This window comes from Erythrobacter colymbi (assembly GCF_002155685.1).
Classification (GTDB): domain Bacteria; phylum Pseudomonadota; class Alphaproteobacteria; order Sphingomonadales; family Sphingomonadaceae; genus Erythrobacter; species Erythrobacter colymbi.
The window spans coordinates 1-24,629 of record NZ_MUYK01000013.1; the positions used below are offsets into that span (position 1 = coordinate 1).

The 24,629-nt window shown below is 63.3% G+C and carries 19 protein-coding genes; 6 read left to right on the forward strand and 13 right to left on the reverse strand.

Going from position 1 to position 24,629, the window contains the following annotated elements; all coding sequences use genetic code 11:
• The 5 genes from istA to BZF57_RS16640 all read left to right on the forward strand — a co-directional run.
• Nucleotides 1-887: IS21 family transposase (istA, locus tag BZF57_RS16620; protein ID WP_086741211.1), on the forward strand; the 887-nt coding region annotated here is incomplete at its 5' end.
• Nucleotides 884-1,756, forward strand: a complete 873-nt coding sequence (gene istB / locus BZF57_RS16625) for an IS21-like element helper ATPase IstB (RefSeq protein ID WP_086740089.1) — start codon at nucleotides 884-886, stop codon at nucleotides 1,754-1,756. The genes istA and istB, both read left to right, overlap by 4 nt.
• A gap of 68 nt (nucleotides 1,757-1,824) precedes the next feature.
• On the forward strand, nucleotides 1,825-2,976 hold the full coding sequence (locus BZF57_RS16630; protein ID WP_143738537.1) for a hypothetical protein: 1,152 nt from the start codon (nucleotides 1,825-1,827) through the stop codon (nucleotides 2,974-2,976).
• Nucleotides 2,976-3,701, forward strand: a complete 726-nt coding sequence (locus tag BZF57_RS16635) for a hypothetical protein (protein ID WP_086740095.1) — start codon at nucleotides 2,976-2,978, stop codon at nucleotides 3,699-3,701. Before BZF57_RS16630 ends, BZF57_RS16635 begins: the two co-directional genes overlap by 1 nt.
• The gene (locus BZF57_RS16640) at nucleotides 3,698-4,174 is read left to right on the forward strand and encodes a hypothetical protein (RefSeq protein ID WP_086740098.1); all 477 of its coding nucleotides are present in this window, start codon (nucleotides 3,698-3,700) and stop codon (nucleotides 4,172-4,174) included. Before BZF57_RS16635 ends, BZF57_RS16640 begins: the two co-directional genes overlap by 4 nt.
• Nucleotides 4,175-4,213: 39 nt before the next feature.
• Here BZF57_RS16640 and BZF57_RS16645 read toward each other — a convergent pair whose 3' ends face one another.
• From BZF57_RS16645 to BZF57_RS16700, 13 genes are all read right to left on the reverse strand, one after another.
• The gene (locus BZF57_RS16645) at nucleotides 4,214-7,051 is read right to left on the reverse strand and encodes a BPTD_3080 family restriction endonuclease (protein ID WP_086740213.1); all 2,838 of its coding nucleotides are present in this window, start codon (nucleotides 7,049-7,051) and stop codon (nucleotides 4,214-4,216) included.
• Between the two features lie 5 nt (nucleotides 7,052-7,056).
• Nucleotides 7,057-10,227: a site-specific DNA-methyltransferase gene (locus BZF57_RS16650; protein WP_206073288.1), complete on the reverse strand. Its 3,171-nt coding sequence runs from the start codon at nucleotides 10,225-10,227 to the stop codon at nucleotides 7,057-7,059.
• 646 nt (nucleotides 10,228-10,873) lie between these two features.
• On the reverse strand, nucleotides 10,874-11,392 hold the full coding sequence (locus BZF57_RS16655) for a hypothetical protein (protein WP_086740103.1): 519 nt from the start codon (nucleotides 11,390-11,392) through the stop codon (nucleotides 10,874-10,876).
• Between the two features lie 476 nt (nucleotides 11,393-11,868).
• Complete coding sequence (locus BZF57_RS16660) at nucleotides 11,869-13,536, reverse strand: sulfatase (protein ID WP_086740105.1); 1,668 nt, start codon at nucleotides 13,534-13,536, stop codon at nucleotides 11,869-11,871.
• Complete coding sequence (locus tag BZF57_RS16665; protein ID WP_086740107.1) at nucleotides 13,533-13,958, reverse strand: DUF1330 domain-containing protein; 426 nt, start codon at nucleotides 13,956-13,958, stop codon at nucleotides 13,533-13,535. Before BZF57_RS16665 ends, BZF57_RS16660 begins: the two co-directional genes overlap by 4 nt.
• Entirely contained in the window at nucleotides 13,955-14,863 is a 909-nt protein-coding gene (locus BZF57_RS16670; RefSeq protein WP_086740109.1) for a haloalkane dehalogenase, read from the reverse strand. Before BZF57_RS16670 ends, BZF57_RS16665 begins: the two co-directional genes overlap by 4 nt.
• A gap of 56 nt (nucleotides 14,864-14,919) precedes the next feature.
• The gene (locus BZF57_RS16675) at nucleotides 14,920-15,843 is read right to left on the reverse strand and encodes an SUMF1/EgtB/PvdO family nonheme iron enzyme (protein WP_086740111.1); all 924 of its coding nucleotides are present in this window, start codon (nucleotides 15,841-15,843) and stop codon (nucleotides 14,920-14,922) included.
• Nucleotides 15,843-16,463 carry a TetR/AcrR family transcriptional regulator gene (locus tag BZF57_RS16680; RefSeq protein WP_240506024.1) on the reverse strand — a complete coding sequence of 207 codons (621 nt, stop codon included), beginning with the start codon at nucleotides 16,461-16,463 and terminating at the stop codon, nucleotides 15,843-15,845. Before BZF57_RS16680 ends, BZF57_RS16675 begins: the two co-directional genes overlap by 1 nt.
• 123 nt (nucleotides 16,464-16,586) lie before the next feature.
• Nucleotides 16,587-18,671, reverse strand: a complete 2,085-nt coding sequence (locus BZF57_RS16685; protein ID WP_240506025.1) for a TonB-dependent receptor — start codon at nucleotides 18,669-18,671, stop codon at nucleotides 16,587-16,589.
• Between the two features lie 135 nt (nucleotides 18,672-18,806).
• Nucleotides 18,807-19,958, reverse strand: a complete 1,152-nt coding sequence (locus tag BZF57_RS16690; RefSeq protein ID WP_086740113.1) for a L,D-transpeptidase family protein — start codon at nucleotides 19,956-19,958, stop codon at nucleotides 18,807-18,809.
• Between the two features lie 67 nt (nucleotides 19,959-20,025).
• Entirely contained in the window at nucleotides 20,026-21,042 is a 1,017-nt protein-coding gene (rtcA, locus tag BZF57_RS16695) for an RNA 3'-terminal phosphate cyclase (RefSeq protein WP_086740115.1), read from the reverse strand.
• 22 nt (nucleotides 21,043-21,064) lie between these two features.
• Entirely contained in the window at nucleotides 21,065-21,526 is a 462-nt protein-coding gene (locus tag BZF57_RS20890; protein WP_143738538.1) for a hypothetical protein, read from the reverse strand.
• Nucleotides 21,527-21,555: 29 nt separating this feature from the next.
• The gene (locus BZF57_RS16700) at nucleotides 21,556-22,782 is read right to left on the reverse strand and encodes an RtcB family protein (protein WP_086740219.1); all 1,227 of its coding nucleotides are present in this window, start codon (nucleotides 22,780-22,782) and stop codon (nucleotides 21,556-21,558) included.
• Between the two features lie 257 nt (nucleotides 22,783-23,039).
• Between BZF57_RS16700 and rtcR the strand changes: the two genes are divergently transcribed.
• Nucleotides 23,040-24,626 carry an RNA repair transcriptional activator RtcR gene (rtcR, locus tag BZF57_RS16705; protein WP_086740118.1) on the forward strand — a complete coding sequence of 529 codons (1,587 nt, stop codon included), beginning with the start codon at nucleotides 23,040-23,042 and terminating at the stop codon, nucleotides 24,624-24,626.
• Nucleotides 24,627-24,629 lie beyond the last annotated feature (3 nt).

A 24,629-nucleotide genomic window follows, 5' to 3' on the forward strand; every position in this document is an offset into this window, starting at 1 on the left:
GCCATCAGGCTCAGGTCGACTTTGCGCAGTTCCGGGTGCGTTTTGCTGATGCGCCGGATCGTGTGCAGGTGGTCTGGCTGTTCTCCATGGTGCTGGGCTTCTCGCGCCTGATCTGGGGGCGGTTCGTGCTGCGCCAGACGATGCCCAGTGTGCTGGCATGCCATCGGGCTGCGTTCGAGGCGATCGGCGGCGTGCCGCGCGAAATCCTTTACGACCGCATGAAAACCGCAGTGATCGGCGAGGATGAGGACGGGCGCGTCGTCTACAATCGGACGCTTGTGGAATTTGCGAAACATTACGGCTATCTGCCGAGGGCCTGCCGTGCGTATCGGCCGGAGACCAAGGGCAAGGTTGAGCGTCCGTTCCGCTATATCCGGGAGGACTTCTTCCTTGGCGGTGTGTTCCGCGACCTGGATGATCTGAATGTCCAGTTCAATCGCTGGCTCAGCACGGTCGCCAATCCGCGCCTGCATGCTACGACGGGGCGGGTCGTGAACGAGGCCTTCGCCGAGGAAATGCCCGCGTTGCAGCCCTTGCCGCTGGTTCCCTTCGGTGCGGTGCTCAAGCTTGAGCGTCGGATCAGCCATGAGGGCATGGTCAGTGTTGGCGGCAATTACTACTCGGTTCCGGATGCGACCCGTCGGCGTGTCGTGGAGGTCCACAGCCTTGCGGACGAGATCCGCATCTTTGAAAATGATCGTCTGATCGCCCGCCATCCTTTGCTTGAGGGACGGCGGCAGCGCTCCCTTCTGGACGGTCACCGGCGTCATCGGCGCCGGAACGACGATCTGCCCTTGCCGCATGGGTTTACTGGCCAGCAGGTCGCTCGTCGCTCGCTCGATATCTATGCTGCCATCGGACAGCAGCTGGCAGGAGCAGGCGCATGAACTCGCTCCTTCCAGATCCCAGCGCATCGCTGCTTGACCGGATCAAATCCAGCATGGTCGGCCTCAAGATGCCGCGTGCGATCGAGGTCGTCGATGACTGCGTCTCCCGCCTTGATCGGGGCGAGATTACGGCTCTGGAGGCCGTGGAACAGCTGTTGCTCGAGGAGCTGACGTTCCGTGAGGAACGCCGCATCCGCACTGCCCTTCGGATGGGCCGGGTCAACACGGTGAAGACGCTGGCTGGATACGACTTCTCGTTCCAGCCTTCGCTCGACAAGGCCAGGATCATGGCGCTGGCTGAGCTCAACTTTGTTGCGCGCGCCGAGGTCGTGCACCTGCTGGGGCCGCCGGGGACAGGCAAAAGCCATCTGGCCAGCGCGCTTGGGCTTGAGGCGGTCAAGGCGGGCAAGAGCGTGTCGCTCATCACCCTTGCCGATCTGATCGGCGCTCTGGCGAAGTCAGAACGTGAAGGCGCCTTGCGCGAGCGGCTCCGGTTCTACTGCCGACCATCGCTCCTGATCGTCGATGAGATCGGTTACCTGCCGGTCATACCCGGAGGCGGCAACCTGTTCTTCCAGCTGGTCAATGCGCGTTACGAAAAGGGGGCGATGATCCTCACTTCGAACCGCGGCTTTGCAGAGTGGGGCGACATCTTCGGCAGCCCCGTGGTCGCAACCGCGCTGCTCGACCGGTTGCTGCATCATGCCATCGTCATCCAGATCGACGGCTCGAGCTACCGCCTGCGTCGGCATGCCGATCTGCTGCCCGAGCATATCAGGTCCAACGCCCTGATTACACCGCCTGCGCCGATCGAACCCCGGCGCCGCGGACGCCCACCCAAAAATGGAGGCGCCACACAAACCACCTGATCAACCGAACCGCAAAGTGGGGAATTTTACTTTGCCAGTTCCGGGGATTTTTTCAGTGCCGTTGACAGGTGTTTCTTGCAGGGGTTGCACGGATTGCCGACCTCACACGCGAGCTGTCGCGTGGAGAAGGTGATGCGTTCTTTAAGTGCCATGCGATGCGGCGGGACCGAGATATCGAACTCCTTGCCCAGATTGTGAGTCTCGACCCCGAACGCGATTATGGACGCCTGGCGGCTGTCGTGGATTTCGTGCGGAGTGCGTGGGACTGCAGCGATGATCGGTTTGCTGAGCGGGTGCGCCAGATGACGGTCACGGCCTTTGTCGACCGCATCGAACCGCACGTAAAACTCAAGTCAGACTGGATCGATGAACTCGTCGATGGTCTGCCCGAGCTGGCACGAATGCTGTCTGAAAGTATCGACAGCATCGATGCTTTCAATCGCCTTCTCCGGTCTGGCCTTGAAGTGTCAGTCGCGCGGCAGGGATTCAAAGAACGCGAGGAGAAGCGCGAGGCTGAGAGATACGACAGCTGGTATCAGGAGCATTTGAGCCAAGCTCTTGCCGCCGGCAAGCCGTTCAAAATCGCCTATCCATTTGTCTATTCACAGGGGTCCGACGATTTCGAGCGTGCAGACGGAGAGGTCTGGAGTTGCGATGCATGGATCGCTGCGCATGGGCATCCTGAAGGTTTCGAGCCCGCAGAGGATGATCTCGGTGACGTCGAAATCCTCGATCCCAATGAGTATGATGTCACATATTTCGATGCAGATTGGCTGGCCTCCGACAGCCAAATAGTTCCCAATGCCGACGCCAGCGAGGGCTCCGATCCGCACGTTCAGTATGCCGAATTCGACGAACTCGACCCCGTCACTGTCGGTGCTGGCGAGCCAGAAATCGACAGCGAAGAAATCGATTTTGAAGCACTGATAATGGAAGACGATGAGGCCAGTAGCGCTGCGCCGTCCATCCCTGCGGACCCCAATAACACAAAAGCGGCCAGCGAAGGTGAGCTTCTTGGGCCAGGCCAACGGCCTCGCAGCGCCCCCATTTCAGGAACGCAGTTGGCGGCCAGGAAGGCGCTTGCCCCCTCGCCAGCGGGACAAACTGGGGCCGCCCCAACGCCCAAACCAGATTATCGTAGCCCCGACATCGCGGGTGAATTGCCGCGGGATGGCGATGCACAGCCATCCCTCTTCAACATCAACGATGAGGATATGTGATGACGACCGATATAGTTCCCTTTGACCCTTATCGCAGCAAATTGCAGGCTGCCACGCAGATCACCAACCCTGCAGGCGCAGTGACGTTGCCCCAATCAATCTCGGAATACGGGACCAACGTGACTTACTTTCTTGTTCATCGCGATGGCATCGGCGCAAGCACGGTTGCGCTGATGCTCGAACCGTTCCTTCCGGTGGAACCACTCATTATGGAGGTAGGCACGAATGTATCGCGGGTTTTGAAATATGTTCCGAGGCAAGACCGCCACTTTCACGTCCAAGAAGCAGATGAAAGGTCAATCCCGAAAGCATTGGACTGGCGGTTGGAGCGCCCGGGAACGCCTGCAATCATTGAAGTCGGGCGGACTCTTTACAAGGAAGCAATCAACACTGCTATTGCGTTGACGTCGATTGACCCCGAGGCGCAGGTCATCTTCATGTTCATCGCTAACGAACATGATCAACATCTCAAAGTTCCTGAATTGGCACGAAAAATGGGCCTTCGGAACGTGGCTGTCCTTGGGGAGTTCCGAGGAAATTGGAATAAGCGCTCCGGTATCATTCCTATACCTCGCCTTTCGAGCGATGTTGAACAGCTTGTCACCCGTGAGGGCAAATCAATGCGCGAAGCTTTTCTGCTGAGCCAAGGCGCTTTCTCGCGAGTCCAGTTCGCCCATGCCTATAGGAGTTTTGGAAAGTCGATCCTTGAGGGGATCAATCCATGAGCTATCACAACGACTTATGGCGCGATTTATTTGGAATCGATATCTCTGACTTCGAACTTCGCGTGATGGAAGGCGTGGAAAGACGCGCAGGTGATGATGAAACTATTATGATTCTGTCCGCGATACTGACATTCTTGACAGTCTTTCCGCTCTATAGAGATCCAGCGAGCCCTTTCGTAATTGCGAATAACCTTGGTGCGGCGGTGAAAGACGTGAATGCTGAGCTGGTTCGGTTGCGGGACTACCTTGAGATTGATCGTGAACAATCGCACCTTCTCGGTATCAAACTGCAAGAGCTCAATTGGGTTGTCGATAAGACCGATGCCGTTCTTGAAGATGCGAGACGTGATGTGAAGCGGCGGGAGGACTTCCCACTCAATGCTTACCTATTTATGTCGTTCATATGCTTTTCAGCCGGCATACTGGGCGTCTTTCTGACCGTGCTTCTGCTAAAAAGTGGTTTTGTTCCATAGACGCAGCAGCAGGCTTCGGATTACAGATGGGTTGCGCAGTTAACGATCGAACCCTGGATGCCGGTCGTTATGCGAAGTCATAGCCCGCGCAATTACGTCGTGAACCTGCGCGGGCTCAAAAGCGACGTCCCACACCCACTCTCCAAAGCCTCCCGCGCTATTGACTGCTCTCACCCACTCATCGAGGGCGGCTCGCTTGGCTCGGTTCTGCTCGCTGTCGGCGCCTTTGATCTCGAGCGCCAGTGTCTGTCCGTTGACGAGGCGGACGATAAAGTCCGGAATGTAGCGTCGACGTGATCCTTGCCAGAGGTAGTGTATCTGAAAGCCAAGATGATCGTTCTTGGCATACGCGACAACATCGTCGCTACGCTCAAAGATATTGGCGGCATACTGCTCCCAAGCCGAGTCGCCGACGACATGGCTGATGTGAGACTTGATCGTCGGCACATTCGGCTTGGTAGTATACCAAGGGCGCATTTGCTCTGTGCTACCTATCGGATTTTCCTCATCAAAGACAGGTGTCAGCGCCGTCACGTTCTGCTCGGTTACGAAGCGGAGGACATGACGCACGACGATATCGATGTTGAGCGCGATTAGGATGCGACGGCGAACCGGATCCTGATGGAACAAAGACGGGATATCGATCCGGTCGGACGTGAGGAACGCATCCACCAGCCGGATCAACTGCAAGACCAGATATTCCTCGTTGCCGGTGAAATTCGACCGAAGCTCTGCAAACGCTTTGCGCGCAGCGACGAAGGTGAGCCGCTGAAGCCGGAACTCCTCGGGCAAGGCCGACAGATCGATGGTCGTCACCTTGCTCAGATCAGTGGCGCCACCCAGAGCGGGCGCGATCTCTGCGCTGATGACGGTTGCTGCCGGGTCCAATGTCAGCCGCTCGACCGCCGGCCAGTTCACCGTGAGTTCCGGCTTCACAACGGTCTCGATCCTGAGAACGTTCGGCCAACGCAATTCGAGAGAAGCCCGTTCGGGCACCACATCGATTTGCGTGCTCGGCTTGGGCGGTGGCGGTGCCTCTCCACCTTCGCCCGGTTCGTAGATCGACAGCGGCACGCCAAAAACGTTGACATACTCCGGCACGAACAGACCGTTCTCGTCTTTCTCATACGAAACCCGGCGAAGGCCGCGCCCGATCACCTGCTCGCAGAGTAGTTGCGACGTGAAAGCCCGCAAACCCATGATGTGGGTAACGTTCTTCGCATCCCACCCTTCGGACAGCATTGCGACCGATATGACCTTTTGCAGGCCCTGCCCTGCTCCACCGCGCTTGCCGACATTATCGACGATCTCGCGCAGCAGTTCCTCTTTCTTCATCTCGCGGAGCCGGGCCTTGGCTGTCTCCGGTATCGCTGCGGCTTCCACGATCTGTTTGAGGCGGTCCTCGTAACTCTTGTCGGCCTGCGCGGCCTCCCCGACCTCGGCCTTATCGAGAACCTTCGAATCAACCCGCAGGGTGCGCTCGGGCGCGTGGAGTTCGGGCCAGTGGCTATCGCCTTGATTGAAATAATGCTCGATCCTCGCCGCCGTCTCCGTGCGGTTGCAAACGGTGAGCATGACGGGGGGCGAATGGTGCTTGGCCTCGGCCCATTGCAGCATCGCCGCCCGCCAGTCAGCGCCGAGAATGGTGTAGGCGTCCTGCACCAGCTTGGGCAGCGCTTCGTGCGGCTCGGCTTTGCGATTGAGGTCTTCTGCAACCGCCGGATCACGGTAGATATGATACAGCTTTGACCGCATGGTGCGGGCATCGGGCAGAGCATCGTCGCGCACGACGACGCGGGGCGTCTTCACCAGCCCAGCCTCGATGGCATCGTTCAGCCCGAAATCCGACACGATCCATTCGAACAGGCCGACATCAGTGCTGGCCTTGCCGGTCGGAGCAAACGGCGTGGCGGAAAGATCAAAGCACCGCTGGATGCGGCGCGTTTTGTGCAGCCGGTCCAAACCCTCGATCCAGCGAGTTGCTTCGTCCAGATCGATGCCTTGTTCCGCCGCCTGCTTCTTGCTGATCTTGACCTCAGCGGGCTTGCGATAGGCGTGATGCGCCTCGTCGTTGATGACGACGATATCCTTGAATGCCGCCAGCTTGCCAAGAACGCGGCGAGTAAACGCCTCGTCTGACTCCGCGCCTTTCTTGACGACCGACCGCTTCGGTTCCGCTGCAGGCATCAGCGTATGCCAGTTCTCGATCAGGATTTCCGCCTGGTTGAGCTTCTGCCGCAGCGTCTCGGATGGGCAGAGGTTGAACTCGTCGTAATAGCTCCCCGCGCTCGGGATAAGGACTTGAAGCCGCCCTTTCACCGTCAGACCGGGGGCGACGATGAAGATGGCGCGGCTGAAATCCTTGTTGCGCTTGGGATAGGTTAGCGCGTTGAGAACCTGCCATGTGATGATCATCGCCATCACGGTGGTCTTGCCTGCGCCTGTCGCCATCTTGTTGCAGATGCGTTCCCACGGCCCACCATCGCCGGGCACGTGAATGCCCTGCCGATACTCTTCGGACGCTTCCGACCACCAGATCAGCGTCTCGATCGCTTCCAGCTGGCAGAAGTAGAACGGGTATTCGCGAGCCGTATTGTCGTGCCAGTGCTCCAGCAGGCGGCGGGTGACAATAGTGACGCCGGGATACCCGGCTTCCCGCCATTGATCGACACGGTCACGGATCGTGTTGACCAATTCGAGCGGCTCGACACGCCGGGTGTTGTTGCGGGCGTCGAATACCTCGTAACTCGCCGGTCGCCGCTCAGGCACGATTTCCAGCGTGCCATCCTGCCGGGGGGCCCAGTGCTGCTGGGGGCAAACGAAGGGCGTGTTGATGATAAGCGACTTGGGGCGTGCGCCCGGCTGCGGACTGTTCACTGCCGTCACCCCAAATCCATGATCTTGAGAGACTCAATGCCCCGGTCATCGACGATCTTGACCGCAATCCGCCGATGATCACCGGCTTCGAAGGGCAGTGAGACCGTGCCGTGGAACTGCTCAAGCAGATCTTCGTCAAGCTCAGCGCGGATCGTCTTCTTCAGGCGGTTCCAGCCGTCCTTTGCCCCTGCCATCGGGAAGAACACCTGATGCGGCATGAGGCTGCGGCCGTCATAGTCGGTGTCGAGCGACCACATGGCGATCTTGGATTTGCCGCCGGAGACCAGCGTGCCTTCGCGGGGATCGAAGTAGTCGAAGCCGTGAACCTCAACCTGCCACGTATCACCAGTCTGGCGGAGCTCGACCTCGGGCTGACCCATCAGCCAGAAGGACTGGTTGGATGAGCGCGCCTTCTTCAGGTCTTCGGTCAGCAGGTCGGTATTCATCTGCGCCTTGAGCAGAGTGACGCCGGGCCAGTTGATTTCATCGATGTCCTTCGCCGCTTCGGGATCGAACGTGAAGGCGCAAAAGACGATGAACTTGGGCGCGGGGCGCAGTTTCTCCGCCTCGCTGAGCGCCATTTCGACCTGCCGCTGTTCGAGAGCGGCATGTTCGGGGCCGAAGCTTACCACCACCCGTTCGCCGGTTTCGGCCAGCGTGCCAGAGGCGTGGAGGTGACGGACGCCGGGGATCGTTTCGAGATCGGCGAATTTCAGCATGGCACCGCCCTTGGCGCGGATGCCGGTGCGGATCAGTTCGTCGCGCCACTGGGTCTGGCGAGATGTTTCGCCGGAGCGGGCAACGGTGGCGTCGGCTTCGGCTGGCTGGACGGTTTCGTCGAGCGACAGGACTGTGGGCGCGGGCACAGCCTCGACTGAGAAGGGGCCGGTGATGCGCAGGCGAGTGTCGTCCTTTTTAGGCTTGTCATAGAGCGTCTCTTGCTCGGCGCGATCCTTGATCGATTGATCCATCGCCGCCTGCATCGTCCGCCTGGCCGTATGGAAGTCGTCGAAGGGTTTGCGCGCCTTGTCCGGCCAGCCGGCAGGAAAATCGAACGGAACCTCCCATTCTTCCAGCCCCTCACCTGCTGCAAAGGTGACCGGCTTTCCCTTGCGGTAGCCTTGACCCGGCTTGAAGGACGCTGGTGGGGCGGCAAGCAAGGACGCGTTCAGTCCGTCCAGCGCCGTAGCGATAGAAGGGTGCTCGGCCTCGTAGATCGTGTCGATGTCGGGGTTATTTGCGATGCTCTTCAGAGTGATGTGCGGCACGGTCTGATAGATAAATCCGCCTTTGAGCCCTTCGTTGGGATAGCGGAGCGCAAAATAGTCGAAGCTGGCTGTCATAAGACGTTGCTTCGCCAGTGTGATCGCAACCCTGCTGGTGTCGCAGGTGATCCAACGTCGCCCCCATCGCTCAGACACGACGGCAGTTGTGCCCGAGCCGCAGGTGGGATCTAAGACCAAATCACCCGGTTCTGTGCACATGAGAAGGCACCGCTCGACGACTTTCTCATTTGTTTGAACGACATAGACTTTCCCCATACCGCTCCCTGTCGCCGTGTCGGTCCAAAGGTTAGAAAGGTATGTGGCCGGGAAGTCGTCGAGATACCGTTTGCTGTCGCGGCCGCTCGGAGCGATCCGCCCAGATCGTATCAAACGGGGCATGCTTTCAGGGGGGAAGCCCCACCAGCGGTCACCCGCATCCACGGGACGACCCTGGAAGTCAAAAGAGTATTTTTGACCCGGGCCGGGTTTCGTCATCAAAACATAACGGAGAGGCCTGACCTTCGAAAGGTCATCTCCGTTCTTTAAGCCGCGAATTTCGCCGTTCGGCAGCTCTGCCAAACGATAGGCGCCGACGTCTTCTTCGGGGATTTTTTCGAAATACAATTGATTGTATTTTACTACTCTCTTATCTTTGCAATACCAAATAATGTAATCATTTTGCCGAGGCAGTTGAACGGAGCCTAGCGCTCCGGCCTTTACGAAAATGATATCGGCGAAGAAATTCGACTGACCGAAAATCTCGTCGAGCAAGCCTCTTACAAGGTGCACGTTCTCCTCTGAAATCTGAACAAAGAGACTGCCGCTTTCAGAAAGAAGTTCACGAGCAAGACGGAGGCGATCCCGCAGGTAAGTAAGATATGAGTGTATGCCGAGCTCCCACGTATCGCGGAATGCCTTTATCATCTCTGGCTCTTGAGTCAGATCGGCATCAACGCGATCCTTCACATCTTTCTTGTTGGTGAAAGGCTGAAAGTTTGACCCGTATTTGATGCCGTAAGGCGGGTCGATATAGATCATCTGGACCTTGCCAGCCATCGACTCCTTCTGGAGTAGGGAGTTCATGACCAGCAGGCTGTCGCCCGCGATTAGCCGGTTCGACCAGCCTTTCTCGTGCTTGTAGAAATCGACGGCCTTGCGAAGAGGCAGGTTCTCGAACGGCGCGGCAAACAGATCGGCCTGTCGCCATTCCTCTGCCCCCTTGCCGCCCTTCAGCCGTTTGGCTGCGCGGGCGAGGATGGTGGCCGGGTCCACCCGCTCATGCACGTGCAGCGATACGGTATCGACCTCGAAACTGGTCCGCTCGGCCTTGCCCGTCCAATTGAGATAAGGCGCTTGCATGCGCTTCAGTTCGGCCAGCGCATCGGCCATCACGTCCGCATCGCCCGATGCCAGCGCATCGTCGATCAGCGTCTCGATGGCCCCACGCTGGCTGTCGAACATCAGGGCGGGATCGAGATGAGGGTCATACGCCCATACCGTCTTCGGCTGATCCGGGTCATTGTCCGGGTGCACCATGCCGACTTCGGGGTTGTTCACTCGAGTGTCGTCGTGGCGGTAGCTGAGCACCTGCACCGGCCCCTTTGCTTTCGCTGGTGCCTTCTTCTTGCCCGCCGCCCTGCGTGTCACGGCAACGCCGGGCTCCTGCGCCTCCAACGCGAAATCCTCGCCGTCGTCCTCGCCGTCTTCGTCATCTTCGATGCTGGCAAGGAACACGGAGCCGCCACGTCCACGGCCTTTGCCGAGCAGGCCTTCAGCCACCAGATCATCCTTTGCGGCTGCATATTCCTCGTCCGAGAGGCCCGGCACCTGTTCCCGCAGCAGCGCCAGCAGCGCCATATTGCCGATGGCCGAGCCATCTTCAGGCACATGGGCGAGGATCAGATCACGCAAGGATAACGACATGGCAGGCAAGGCTTCCCCAAATCACTCAAAGATTTGGCGTGCACGTTAATGCCGATTTTGGCTGCCGTCACCCGTCCGCTTCGCAGCAATTGCGCGATCGATGCGATGCGGCTGACTTTCTGCAATGGCGAGAGGCGCCGGACGACATGGCCCGCGGCCTCGTAACGGGATGATATCGGGGCGCGATGATCACATCACCACTTGCGCGCTTTGGGTTTGCAGCCAGCGCTCCGCGCTGACTGACCCAAGCCGCAGTTGCCTTGGTCGGGAGAATGGGCATCCTCACAGAACGGGCAATGCGCGTCTGCGATCCACCCGATGACAGTGAAGGCAGTATGAGAATTGGGATGAAAGGAAAAGCGGGCCCCCTCCCCCCGATCCCTCTAAGATGTCGATTATTAAGACTTCGTATATGTCAGAGAAAATTTTTCCTTCCGATTCCCTCTTCAGCGAAATTTCCATAGAAATTCCGACCTTACAGCGAATTTGGAGCTCGTCATCAGTCCGATTGCAAAGCTCTCGGAGACCCGTCGAAGGCTATCGAAGGCAGGGCGGCGCTCCAGTAAGGATCGCCGCCCCCCCGATGGCAGAGACTTGGCTGATTGCCTGCTTAAAAGACTGGCACGTGCAACACTTAGAAATGGACCTCCCAGCTCGGATATCGGAAGGTTGCCCCATCGACCACGTCTGCCATACGACGACGAACTTCTGCCCAGCCACGTTCGACCCCAGCAGCAATCTTCGCGGGCCGCGGAACTGCGCATTCTATCAACTTGCCCGACGTATCAAACGCGAATGCATGCGACCGATTATCAGCCACCAGGATCATAGGCGCACCGCTTCGCACGATGCACGGATGGACGAGGCCAATCATAAGAGTGTCTCCGCGGGGCTTTATCATGAAGAGCCCGTCACAGATCGAGGTAGTTTTGTCGGCGAAGTTGGCCAAAAGCCAGGGCACCTGCTTGCGCACAGCAAATTCCGCTATCGCACCGATTCCATCTGCAATCGTCCCGTTGTTCGCGGCGAAAGCCATCTGGCAGCCCTTGATGCTGACATTGCCGGGGTCGCGCGGGCGCCACAAGGCTCTGGGCAGGACATAGGTAATCGGTAGGCGGGGGCAGGCCCCGCCGGGCAGGGTAAGATCAATCATTTCAGTATTCCTTTTCATGGATTTGCTGACCCCGTTCCGGGTGTCAGAAGCCTTTTCCATTCTCAGAACAGGCTCATCCCTGATCTCGAATACCGAGGGATATTTGCCGTCCGATCCATCGGCGGCATCGGCTTTCTTTCAGATATTCAGCGTTGTATGCGGCTCTGCAGTCCAAAGGTCATGGCTCAGCGCCGGATGCATTTCATAGCAAGCCGCATTATCGCGTCCGATAGAGTTGCGACGCAATCGCCTCGCCGCCGCATCTATGAGTCAAAGCGGGATAGTGCGCCATGCGGGGTTGCCACCGCCGACTGTCCCAATTAACTGTCCCAACACGCCTGCCGGGCGATGGCTGCCGGTAAATTTTACCGTTTTAGTTCAATTGGCTGGGGCAAATTGGCTGGGAATCCTTCCGCCCCAGCCATCATCCTCTCATCGCTCTTCCATCCCCACCCGCACGGGACCCCCGCGCGCGGTCAGTTGGGCCAGTAGATCCACTCGCCGCGCGGGTCGAAGGGCTCGGCCAGCGTCGTGTCGATCGAGACCGGCGTGTCGAAGGTGCTGGCATAGAGCGGCGGCTTGCGGCCACGCTCGTGCGCGGCCAGCAGGGCTTCGAGTGCCTTGCGCTTGGCGGGCTCGCTCGCGGCAAGATTACGCTGTTCGGTCGGGTCGGCGGCGAGGTTGTAGAGCCACACCTTGCCCTGCTTGCCGTTCACCTGAAGCTTCCAGTCCCCTGCACGCACCGCCTTGTAATAGCCGCTCGACCAGAACAGCGGGGCATCGGCCCGTGACTGCGTGCCCTTGCCGGTGAGCGCGGGCAGCAAATCGCGCCCGTCGATCGCGACGCCCTTTGGCAGCGGCGCGCCTGCGGCGGCGGCGAAGGTTGGCATGAGGTCGACCTGCCCGACGGGGAGCGCGACGCGCGATCCCGCCGCCACCCGCGCCGGCCAGCGCGCCAGCAGCGGCACGCGGATGCCGCCCTCGAAGAACGTGCCCTTCCCCCCGCGATAGGGCGCGTTGAGATGCTGGAGCCCGACGTACCCCGGCGCGCCGTTGTCCGACGAGATCACCACCAGCGTGTTGTCGGCCAGCCCCTCGGCCTCGAGCTTTGCCATGATCCGCCCCACGCTACGGTCGAGCGCGCGGATCATCGCGCCGTAGACCCGCAGGCGGTGCGGGCCGATATCGCCCACCGCGTCATAATCGGCCTTCGTCGCCTGCAGCGGCGAATGGACACCCCATTGCGCGAGGTAGAGGAAGAAGGGCCGGTTGCGGTTGGCCTCGATCACCTTCAGGCTCTGGTCGGTCCAGTAATCGGCGAGGTATCCGCCAGGAGCGAACTTTTCGCCGCCATTGTAGCTGGTGGCATAGTGCGCCGAGGCCCACAGGAAACGGTCGATGGGGTCGAAATCGACATGCGCGCTGACCGCGTTCGGATCGTCCTCGGGCAGGTGCAGCATCCCGTCCATGTTGAGGCTCTCGTCGAAGCCCTGCGCGTTCGGCAGGAAGCGCGGCGCATTGCCGAGGTGCCACTTGCCGATGTGGACGGTGTGATAGCCGCTCGCCTTGAGCACTTCGGCGACGGTCACTTCCTCGGGGGGAAGGCCCTGATCCTCGAACGGCGGGGCGGCCTCGGCAGCGGCGGGATCGGTGAGGACCGGCGGGCGATCGGGCTGGATGTCGTTCCACACCATCGGCACGATCCGCGGGAAGCCCGCGGGCGTGGGGGTAAACTCGAACCCGGTGCGCGTGGCATAGCGCCCGGTCATCAGCTGCGCGCGGCTCGGCGAGCAGGTGGCGTTCCCGGCATAGGCCTGAGTGAAGATCGCGCCCTCGGCGGCGAGCTGGTCGATATGAGGAGTCGGCACCTTGCCGCCTGCCACCCCGCCGCCGAAGGTGGAGAGGTCGTTCATGCCGAGATCGTCGAACAGGATGAAGATGATGTTGGGCGGACGCTCGGCGGGAGACCGGGCGGCCTCAGTCGGGCCCTGCTGCCACGGGACGGGACGGTTGGGCGCGACGTCCTGCGTGCTGCGCCACTTGACCAGCGCAAGGGCAAGATCGGTGCGGAAGTGGTAGGCCCCCGCCCCGGCCATCGCCAGCGCAGCGAGCGTCCCCAGCGCCCCCTTCTGCCAGCGCTTCATGCGCCCGCCGCTCCGTCCCGCGCGGCGGTGCAGATGTTGAGCTGCCCGGCCAGCCCCGCCTCGCGGTGCTTCGTGATCGCCTGATATTCGGGCGATTGCACCATCGCGAACATCGCCTTTCTCGAGGGATATTCGGCGATTGCCACCATGTCCCACAGCTCCTCGACCTCGCCGATGAGGAGGCCGGTCACATCCCCGCCGAAGCGCAGCTTGCCGCCCACCGCGGTGATGCAGGCGGCCACCCCTTGCGCATAGCGGGCATAGGCTTCGCGCCCCGACAGTTCGGGCTCGGAGCCATCGGCATAGGCCGCCTTGTCCTTGAACTTGAGGAGGTTGACCATGCAGATCGGGGCATCATCGCTGCCCGCGAAGAACGCCATCGCCTGCTGCGGGGCCGGATTGAGCTGGTTGGTCACGATCATTGCGGCGCTCCCTTCGCTGCGACATCGAGAATGGCGGCGACGAAGCCCTGCGGGTCGTCCTCCTGGATGAAATGCCCGCCCTCCAGGGCGCGGTGGGCCTGCCCTGCGGTGCCGGGGACGCGGCCGATGAAGCGCGTCTCGCCGGTGCGGGTGATCGGATCGCCATCGGAAAAGGCGCAGAGGAAGGGCTTGTGCCACTGGTCGAGCACGGCCCACGCGGCCTTCTGGTCGGGCACGGCAGGGTTGCCCTCGAAGGGCACGAAGCTCGGGAAGATCCGCGCACCCGCCTTGTAGCGCGCGTCGGGAAAGGGCGCGTCATAGGCGGCGATTTCGGCGGCGGAGAGCGGACGCTTTGTGCCCTTGGCGATGATCCTGCCGATCGGGAACAGCGGGCTCCACTTCGAGAACGCCCGCCAGATCGCGAAGGCGCGCGGCGCGGGGCCGCCTTCCGGCAGCCCGCCATTGGAGAGCGCGACGGCGCGAAAACGCTCCGGCATAGCGGCAACCAGCCTGAGCCCGATCAGCGAACCCCAGTCCTGACAGGCGAGGGTGATGTCGCGCAAGTCCAGCCCCTCGAGCCACTGCCGCATCCAGCCGACATGGCGCGCATAGGAATAGTCGGTCTTGGCCGCGGGCTTATCCGACCGGCCGAAGCCGACGAGATCGGGCGCCACGACGCGGTAGCCTGCCGCCACCACGGGGCCGATCATGTGGCGATAGAGGTAGCTCCAGGTCGGCTCGCCGTGCATCATCAGCACCACGGGCGCATTGCGGGGGCCTTCGTCGATATAGTGGATGCGCAGGGGGGCGCCGCTCTGAGCGTCCTTCACCTCCGCATAGCGGGGCTCGAAGGGGAAATCGGACAGCCCCGCAAAAGCCTCGTCCGGCGTGCGCAGCACCTTCACAGCGATCCCCTCTCCCGTTTTATTGGCACTCTGAATGTCATTATCTTCCGGCGGCGTCAATCCTGCCGGGGCGGCGCGCGCTTGGTGTCGATGAGGCGGAAGCCGATGTGGTCGGTGCCCAGCCCGCGCTCCTGGAACTGACGTGCGGCAGGGCGATAGCGGGCGCAGTAATTGGCAGCGCAGAGGAAGGAGCCGCCCTTGATCACCCCGACCGGCTCGCCCGCATCGGCGCGGCTGCCGGACGTGGCGGTCCACTCCCAGACATTGCCGATCATGTCGTGGAGCCCGAAAGCATTGGCGGCAAAGCAGCCGACGGGCGCGCGGCCGGTGAAGCCGTCGGTGCCGAGGTCCTTGGCCGGAAACGCGCCCTGCCAGTAATTCGCCTGCGGCTTGCCCTCTCCGTCCACCGGCTCGGGCAACGCGGGCGCACCGGCGCGGGCGGCGTATTCCCATTGCGCCTCGTCGGGGAGCTGCTTGCCGGCCCATGCGGCATAGGCCTGCGCATCCGCGTAGGCGATCTGGACGACGGGCACGCGATCCTGCCCCGCGATGTCCGTGCCCGCGCCCGCAGGATAGCGCCACTGGGCCCCCGGCACCCAGCGCCACCATGCGCGATCGTCCGGCGTAGGCGCGCGAAACACCGCCGAGCCGGGCTGGAGCATCTCGGGCGGCGCGCCGGGGAGCGCAGGGGGCGCGCGCTCGGCCAGGGTGACATAGCCGGTGGCTTTGACGAATGCCGCGAACTGCGCGTTGGTCACCTCGTGGGCGTCCATCCAGAAGCCTTTGACAGCCACTTCGCGCGGCGGGCCTTCCTCGGGGTAATCGGGGTCCTCGCCCATGGTGAAGGTGCCGCCAGGGATCCAGACCATCGCGTCATCGGCAAGGCCCTTGCAGGCGCTCCGGCGCGGCGGATCGGGCGGATCGGCCTCCCCGCAAGCGGCCAGTAGCAGACAGGCGAGGATGGCCAGCGCGGCGCGCATCACCCCTCCGGCCAGCGCGCCAGTGCGTCGCCCAGCATCCGCCGCACCACCGCCGCGGCCTCGTCCGGCGCGAGGTTCTGGTCGTGGCGCAGCAGCCGCCAGGTGTTGAAACTGAGGATGACATTGAGACCCCGCGCCCCGTCGAGATCGGCACGCACCTCCTCGGGCAGATGCGCCGCCAGCGCCTCGGCCTCGAGCCGCAGCTGGCGTCGATAGCCTTCCATCAGATAGGCGGATTCGAAGCGCCGGACATTGGCCGAGATGCGATAGGGCATGATCGTCTCGAAGATCAGCGCACGGCGCGCAGCGATGTCGAACAGCCGCGCTTGCCACGTCGCACCTTCGGGCGGGCGGAGCAGGATCGGCAGGATCCGGCTTTCGATCGCCGCCGCCATCTCGCGGTAGAGCGCGTCCATGTCCTTGAAGTGGCGGAACACCGACCTGAGGCCCACGCCCGCGACCTCGGCGACCTGCGCGGCGCTCGGCGCGACCTCGCCGCGGGCGACCAGATCGAGCATCGCCGCCACGATCCGCGCATGGCTCGACCGGCTGCGCTGGCGCCGCCCGTCACGCGGCAGGGCTTCGGTGAGAGGGGCTGGCGACAGGTCGGCAGAGGGCATGCGCGGGCCTCTTCGGCAGGTGGCAGGGACGATCCCGGCCGGCACGCAGCCTATGTTCTGGCACTCATACTGTCAAATTCCGAAGGGGGGACAGCCACCCTGCCCCCTCCCCGGTTGGCAACCTCAATAGGTCAGGCGCACGGTGAAGCGCGCATTGATCGGCGCGCCGGGGGTGATGTTGTTGTTGTTGTGCGCGTCGGCGAAATAGTCCTCGTCGAGCAGGTTCTCGACATTGAGCTGCAATTCGAGATTATCGCTCGCCTTGTAGAAGACCGCCGCATCGACGCGGGTGAAGGCCGGAAGGCGCGTGGTCGTCGGCAGGGTCCGGATCGCGGCGAACTGGCTCGACTGGTGCACCACGCCAAGCCCGACGCCGAGGCGGCGGTCGAGATCGACGCGGTTCCACAGCGCGAACTGGTGCTTCGGCAGCTGGCCGAGCCGGACGAAGCCGTTCCCGCGCAGCTCGCCGTCCTGATAGGTGTAGCCGCCGCTGGTCTGCCAATTGGGCAGGATCCGCCCGGCCACCCCGATCTCGACGCCCCGCGTGCGGGTCTCGCCGATGTTGATCGTGGTCAGCACGTTCTCGGGATCGGGCGTGGTGGCGTTGGTCCGGTCGAGCTGGAACAGCGCGAGCGTCAGGTTCAGGTCAGGGCGGATGTCCCACTTGGCGCCCACCTCGTAGTTAGTGAAGCGTTCCGGCGCGAGGTTCTGCTGGGTCGCGCTCAGCGTCAGAAACTGGTCGCCCGAGCGCGGCAGGAAGGACTGGCTGTAGCTGCCGTAGATCGAGACATTGGGCTGCGGCTTTAGGATAAGCCCGACCCGCGGCGAGACCTTCTCGTCGGTGCGGCCGAAAGCGCGCGGCGTGCCGATCCGGTCGATGCCGGTGATTTCGAAGCGGTCGTAGCGCAGGCCCACCACGACATCGACATGCTCGCCGAAGCTGATCTGGTCCTGCGCATAGGCGGAGACGAAGGTGACATCGGACTGCGTGTCACGCGCCAGCGCGCCGAAGGTGACAGTCGGATAGACGATGTTGGCGAGGTTGAGCGTGCCACTCGACAAGGTTCCGTTGCGGCGCTGGTTGGCCGAATCCTGGTCGCCATATTCAAGCCCGAACAGGATCTTGTTCGTCACCGCGCCGAGATCGACATCCCACACGAGGTTGCTCTGCGCGATGAAATTCTGCCGCGTCGTCGGGTCGAAATAGCTCGACAGAGCGACGGTGCCCGTCTGGCCGGTAGCCGCCCCGTTGGCGAAGACGTTGGCGTAGTACTTGTCGTAATCGCCGTAGAGCAGCGTGGTCGACCATGCGAGGTTCTCGGCCAGCTCGCCATCGAGCCGGGCCTTGAGGATGTGTGCCTCAAGCTCCGTGCGGTTGGCGCCGGGCACGCCGAAGAAGGTGTCGCGATAGCCGGTCAGCGGACGGTTGGGCTGGCCCGGGGCGGTCGCGATCGAGGGGACGCCGCGATCGGTCACGCGGTCGTCGTTGACGTATTCATAGGACAGACCGGCCTTCCACCCGCCGCCCAGATCGACCGCGACATAGGGGTTGATCGCGTAGCGCTCGCCCCCGAAAAAATCGCGGTGGTTGTCGAGGCTTTCGTAGGTCGCGTTGAGCCGGAAGGCGGCGTTGGAGCTGATCGGCGCGTTGATATCGGCCGCGACATCCCATGCGCCGAAGGTGTTGACGCTCGCCACCCCGCCGACCCGCAGCGCATCGGCAGAGGGGGTCTTCTGGACGCGGTTGACGATGCCCCCGCTGCCGCCGCGGCCGAAGATCAGGGCGAAGGGGCCCTTGAGAATCTCGACCCGCTCGATGTTGTAGAGGCTGCGGAAATACTGGACGTCGTCGCGCACGCCATCGAGGAAGAAGTCGGCGGTGGTGTTCTGCCCGCGCAGGGTGATCTGGTCGCGGTTGCCCTCGCCCTGCCCCACGGTGGTGCCCGGCACATAGCGCAGCACATCGCCGATGCTGCGCTGCGCCTGGTCGTCGAGCCGCTCGCGGGTGACGACCGTGATCGACTGGGGCACGTCGAGCAGCGGGGTATCGGTCTTGGTCGCGGTCACCGAATCGCTCGCGAGATAACCCTCGGCCTTGCCGGTGACGATGATCGCCTGCGCATCGCCCGCGTCCGCCTCCGCTTCCGCGGCATGGGCAAGGCCGGGCATGGCGATGAGAGCGCAGGAAGCGAGAAGCAGTTTTTTCAAGGCGGGGTCCTCAGCAGAAACAAATGACATCCGCCGGCTAGTGATAATGAGAATGGCTTGCAACAATTATTCGCAAGGCAAGCGCTCGGTTCGTCGCAAAGCGGGCGACGTGGTGCGGCCCGGATCCGGGCGATGCTAGGGGCGGAATTCCACTTTGGTGCCCGGCCCCACCATCAGCGCCAGACGGGCCGCGTCCCAGTTGGTAAGGCGCACGCAGCCGTGGCTCTCGGTGCGGCCGATCGCCTCGGGTACGGGCGTGCCGTGGATGCCGTAATGCTCCTTGCTGAGGTCGATCCACACCACGCCGACCGGGCTGTTCGGCCCCGGCGGCAGGCGCTGCTTGTCCGCGCTGTCGGGCACATCCCAGAACAGCGCAGGGTCGAAGGCGAAAGGCGGATTGTAGGCGACGCCCTTCACCGTCCAGTCGCCGATGGGCAGCGGATCGTGCTGCGATCCGGTGGTGACGGTGAAAATCGCGACCAGCTGTCCCTCGCCGTCATAGGCCTTGAGCCACCCCTCGGATTCATCGACGAGGATCCGCTCGACCTCGCTCTGCCGCGTGCCGACGCCGAGCGCGCGCAGGGTGGCGAGCCAGTCCTTGTCAGCAACCGCCGCCGGATCGATCGCATCGGCGCCGACATTGGGGACGCGGATCGTCTGGCCGGGCGCGAATTGCGGCTCTCCTGCGGGCGCGGATGGCGGGGTTGCAGCGCCCGTGCCCGCTGGCTTGCCACCGGGGTTGAGCATGGCGAGCACGGCGGGCGTGGTGTGGAACCGTTCCGCGAGCTTTTCGGCCATGGTCTCGTAGCCCAATCGCTCCAACTGCGCCTGTGCGGTCATGTCCTCCGGCAGCGTGGCAAAACGCTCGGCGGCCCAATCCTGAGGTATCGTCACCACGCGGGTCGCGGGGATATTGCTCCAGCGCGCCAGAGCGGAGCGCGTCGCCTCGTCCAGCTCGCCGGTCACGGGGAGATCGCGCGCCTCCTGAAAGCCCGCGAGCGCATGGGAGAAGGACAGGCCAGCTTTCCCGTCGATCACCCCCGGACCGAAGCCGAGCCGTTCGAGCACCACCTGCGCCTGCATCAGCGGCCGCGCCTCGGCATCGGGCGGACCGGCATCGGCCACTGCGCCCGGAGCGGGATCGCGTGACGCCATGGAATCGGCCCCCTGCTCCGGTGCGGGTTGCTGCTTGTCGGGGGTCTGGGCGGGGTCAGGCTCGGCTTCGCATCCGCCCAGCAGCGACAGGGACAGGGACAGGGGAAGGAGAGCGGCAATGAGGCTACGCATCTCCCGCCTTTGGGCGAAGTCCCCGTGCTGCGTCCCTAACCCAGAATGGCATTCCGGCGCGGGCGCGTCAGCCCAGCGACACGGTCCACAGCCCGTCCGCCCCTTCGCCGAATGCAAAAGTGCGCCCCGTGAAGCGCGCGATCAGCGCCGCCGCGGTGCGGGTGTGCTCGGACAGCTTGACCGTGGTGAACTCCCCCGCCCCCGCAAAAGCGAAGGGCAGCAGCAGCTGGTCTTGCATGTAGGGCCCGGCGAAGGCGCCCGACGCGAGGTAGCCCGCCATCCGCTTGGCCGCCGTCGTCGCCAGCCGCTCGGCCGGTACGCCGAGCTGGCCGAAGCCGGACATGACCTCGGTCACATGCTCGCATTCCGCCGTGATCAGCAGCGCGTTGCCGGGGCCGCGGTCGGCGGACAGCTGGACGGGCGCGAAGGCATCCTCCAGCCATTCGCGCAGCACCTTGCGCGCCGCCTTGAGCTCGCGCTCGGCGATATCGAACGGGATGCCCGCGATCAGCACCTCGACCTTGCCCGCTTTGAACGCCCCGCGCTCAGTGCAGGCGATGGGCGCGAGCGGCGCGGGCACGATGTCGAGCACGATCCGCCCCCCGCCTCGGGGGTAGAAGCCGTGGCGCTCGAGGCTGACCGACAGGCGCGGCCCCATGCGCTCCAGCACCGGCAGCAGCGTGGCGCCGAGGAACTCGAACGGCGGCGCGGAAGACGCATGCGTCCCTCCCTCGATCACGATGCGCGAGGGCGCGTCGGCCAGCATCAGCGGGACGAGCACGGTCTGCACCACCAGCGCGGTGGAGCCGGCGGTGCCGATGGCGAAGTGGTACTCGCCCGGAACAACCGTGCCGGGCCGGAAAGTGAGCTCGCCCGAGCCCACAGCCAGCCCCGAACACTCCGCCGAGCCGATCGCCGCCGCCGCTTCAAGCGCGGTGACGTGCTGGCGCATCAGCCCGGGCTTGGCGCGCCCGCCGCGGATGTTGGTGATGGTAAAAGGCTCGCCCGTCAGCAGCGATAGCGCCGCCGCATAGCGCAGCACCTGCCCCCCGCCTTCGCCTTCCGAGCCGTCGATGGTGATCATGTTTATCTCTCTATTTCAGATACTACTGCGCGCATCGGGGCGGCCACCAGAACATCCATGGGGCGGCCCGTTTGTTGTCGGATGTTCCAATCCCAAAGTCACCATCGCCAACCTCGACCGCGGCGAACGCCGATGAAAGGGTTCGCAGGCGTTTATTGCCGACGGTCATAATCAATCTTTCTTCGTCGGGGACGAGAGTAAGATCGCCATGGTCAGGCTGGAACTCGACTCTCAACTTCGAGAAATGACCCCGGCTATTCTTGCCATAGTTGGGCATTCTCAGCACGGCGTCCGTGACAGGATCGAGTTGCAACGTGCGATGGCACGGCTCTCCCCCGCTCATGCGATCGAGCAAATTTCTGACTGAGCGGCAGCCGACTGGGTCCGCAGACAGATGCCATCCGCGCCAGCCATGATTGGGCTCGGCATATTGCCAGATCCACAGACGACCTTCCTGAACCCATTGGCCAACCCAGTCCTGCATTCCGCACCCCCAATGGGGCGCGAAGGGCGTTACCCCTTCACGCACACCACCTGCTTCAGCGTGTGGACGATCTCCACCAGATCGGCCTGCGCGGCCATCACGGCGTCGATCGGCTTGTAGGCCTTGGGCGTTTCGTCGATCACGCCCTCGTCCTTGCGGCATTCGACCCCTGCCGTATCGGCGAGGTGTTCGTCGAGGCTGACGAGCTTCTTCGCCGCCGTGCGGCTCATCACCCGTCCCGCCCCGTGCGAGCAGCTGTCGAAGCTTTCAGGGTTCCCCAGCCCGCGCACGATGAAGCTCTTCGCTCCCATCGAACCCGGGATGATCCCCATCGTCCCCTTGGCCGCGCGCACCGCACCCTTGCGGGTGACGAGCACGTTCTCGCCGAAGTGATGCTCGCGCGTCACGTAGTTGTGGTGGCAGTTCACCGCCTCGCACTCCGCATCGAAGGGCTTGGCGATCTGCGAGCGCAGCGCGTCGATCACGTGCGCCATCATCACCTGACGGTTCAGGCGCGCGAAGTCCTGCGCCCATTCGACCGCTTCGACATAGTCGTCGAAATGGTCGGTCCCTTCCGGGAAGTAGGCGAGGTCCTGATCGGGCAGGTTGATGTGCCACTTGCGCATGTCCTGCTTGGCCAGTTCGATGAAGAACGTCCCGATCGCGTTGCCGACCCCGCGGCTTCCCGAGTGGAGCATCACCCACACGCGCTGCTCCTCGTCGAGACACAGTTCGATGAAGTGGTTCCCCGTCCCGAGCGTGCCGAGGTGCATCAGGTTGTTGGTGTTGCGCAGCCGCGGGTGCTTGGCGACGATCCGCCCGAAGCGCTCGGCGAGCTTGGCCCAGGCGTCGACCACCACGCGCGGGGGTTCGCCCCACGCACCCTTGTCGCGCCTGCCGCGCCCTACGGAGCGCCCGTGCGGCACCGCCGCCTCGATCGCGGAACGGATGCCAGCAAGGTTGTCCGGCAGATCACTCGCGACGAGCGAGGTGCGTGCCGCCATCATCCCGCAGCCGATATCGACACCCACCGCGGCGGGAATGACCGCGCCCTTGGTGGGGATGACCGATCCGACCGTCGCCCCGATCCCGACATGGACGTCGGGCATCGCGGCCACGTGCTTGAAGATGAACGGCATCTGCGCCGCGCGGGCGAGCTGCTTGCGGGCCTCGTCCTCGACGGGAACGCCGCGCGTCCACATCTTGATCGGCGCGGCCCCCTCGTCCTGGTGAAACTCGTAAGTCGTCTGCGTCATGGCGAAATCCTCTAGCAGGTTTCGGGCGGCCGGCCCATTCCGGCCGCCCTTCATCCTGCTGCATGCCGGGTGTTCGACGTCCCGGCGGTGATTACACAGCATAGGGCGTGCCAAACTTGCCGGGAGCGGCCCCGGTTCACGCTATCCATTTCAAAATCCTCTATTATTTCGGGACGCCATTCGCAGTGCTTTGAAGAGCCATGAGTACGTTTCCTATTCCCTTGTATCGCTAGCGATAAAATTTTATCGTACTTCCGATGAAACCCACCACCCTCATCGGTTTTCTCGGCTCCGCGCTCGACGCCGGGCCCTTCAGCCCCGCGCGCTGGAACCGGTGGCGGCCTTCGGTCAGTATCTGCATGCAAGACGATCTGCGCGTGGATCGCTTCGTGCTGATCCACGGCAGCCAGCACGCCCGCCTTGCCGGGCAAGTCGCCGCCGATATCCGCGATGTCTCGCCCGAAACCGAGATCGTGCTGCAGGTCATGGACTTTGCCGATCCGTGGGATTTCGAGGAGGTCTACGGCAAGCTCCTCGATTTCGCGCGCGGCTTTCCCTTCGATCCCGAAGCGCAGGACTACCTCGTCCACATCACCACCGGCACGCACGTCGCGCAGATCTGCCTCTTCCTGCTGACCGAGGCGCGCTATCTGCCGGGCCGCCTGCTCCAGACCCAGCCGCCGCGCGGCGCGCCCTCGCCCGTCGGCTCGTGGGACGCGATCGACCTCGATCTGTCGCGCTATGACAGCATCGCCACCCGCTTCGCCGAGGCGAGCGCCGAGAGCGCGAGCTTCCTCAAGAGCGGGATCGACACCCGCAACCCCGCCTTCAACCGCATGATCGACGAGATTGAGGCGGTCGCAGTGCGCAGCCGCGCGCCGATCCTGCTGATGGGGCCGACGGGTGCGGGCAAGAGCCAGCTGGCGCGCAAGGTCTTCGAACTCAAGAAGCTGCGCCATCAGGTCAGCGGGCCCTTCGTGGAGGTCAATTGCGCGACGCTGAAAGGCGATAGCGCGATGTCGGCGCTGTTCGGGCACCGCAAGGGCGCCTTCACCGGCGCGGTCGCGGATCGCCCGGGCCTGCTCAAAAGCGCGAACAAGGGCGTGCTGTTCCTCGACGAGATCGGCGAGCTGGGGCTCGACGAGCAGGCGATGATTCTGCGCGCGATCGAGGACGGGCGCTTCCTTCCCGTGGGCGCGGACAACGAGGCGGCAAGCGATTTCCAGCTGATCGCGGGCACCAACCGCAACCTGATGGAGGCGGTGGCGGCGGGCACTTTCCGCGACGATCTCTTCGCGCGGCTCAACCTGTGGACCTTCACCCTCCCCGGCCTGGCCGAGCGGCGCGAGGATATCGAGCCCAATCTCGATTTCGAGCTCGACCGTTTTGCCCAGCGCGAGGGCACGCGTGTGACCTTCAACAAGGAGGCCCGCGCGCGCTACCTCGCCTTTGCCACGGGCCCCGCGGCGCGCTGGGCGGGGAATTTCCGCGATCTGGCGGCGAGCGTGACGCGTATGGCGACGCTCAGTCCCACGGGCCGGATCGATGTCGATGCAGTGGCAGCGGAGACGGCGCGGCTCGCGCGGCTGTGGTCGGGCGAGCCGTCCGGCGCTTCGGGGCTGGAGGCGCTGCTCGGGGCCGATGGGCTGGCCGAGATCGACCCCTTCGATCAGGCGCAGCTCGAATATGTCGTGACCGTGTGCCGCCAGTGCGCGAGCCTCTCCGACGCAGGGCGCCGCCTGTTCGCCGCATCGCGCCGGCAGCGCCGCTCGACCAATGATGCCGACCGCTTGCGCAAATACCTCGCGAAGTTCGGGCTCGACTGGGGTGCGGTTACCGCCTGAGCG

Coding starts and splice junctions, on each gene's coding strand:
- BZF57_RS16665 (WP_086740107.1), bottom strand. CDS start 13,958: ATGATCGTGACCAACCAGCTCAATCCGGCCCCGCAGCAGGCGATGGCG.
- BZF57_RS16690 (WP_086740113.1), bottom strand. CDS start 19,958: ATGCGTAGCCTCATTGCCGCTCTCCTTCCCCTGTCCCTGTCCCTGTCG.
- BZF57_RS16675 (WP_086740111.1), bottom strand. CDS start 15,843: ATGCGCGCCGCGCTGGCCATCCTCGCCTGTCTGCTACTGGCCGCTTGC.
- BZF57_RS16660 (WP_086740105.1), bottom strand. CDS start 13,536: ATGAAGCGCTGGCAGAAGGGGGCGCTGGGGACGCTCGCTGCGCTGGCG.
- BZF57_RS16635 (WP_086740095.1), top strand. CDS start 2,976: ATGACGACCGATATAGTTCCCTTTGACCCTTATCGCAGCAAATTGCAG.
- BZF57_RS20890 (WP_143738538.1), bottom strand. CDS start 21,526: ATGCAGGACTGGGTTGGCCAATGGGTTCAGGAAGGTCGTCTGTGGATC.
- BZF57_RS16655 (WP_086740103.1), bottom strand. CDS start 11,392: ATGATTGATCTTACCCTGCCCGGCGGGGCCTGCCCCCGCCTACCGATT.
- BZF57_RS16640 (WP_086740098.1), top strand. CDS start 3,698: ATGAGCTATCACAACGACTTATGGCGCGATTTATTTGGAATCGATATC.
- BZF57_RS16680 (WP_240506024.1), bottom strand. CDS start 16,463: ATGCCCTCTGCCGACCTGTCGCCAGCCCCTCTCACCGAAGCCCTGCCG.
- rtcA (WP_086740115.1), bottom strand. CDS start 21,042: ATGATCACCATCGACGGCTCGGAAGGCGAAGGCGGGGGGCAGGTGCTG.
- BZF57_RS16700 (WP_086740219.1), bottom strand. CDS start 22,782: ATGACGCAGACGACTTACGAGTTTCACCAGGACGAGGGGGCCGCGCCG.
- rtcR (WP_086740118.1), top strand. CDS start 23,040: ATGAAACCCACCACCCTCATCGGTTTTCTCGGCTCCGCGCTCGACGCC.
- istB (WP_086740089.1), top strand. CDS start 884: ATGAACTCGCTCCTTCCAGATCCCAGCGCATCGCTGCTTGACCGGATC.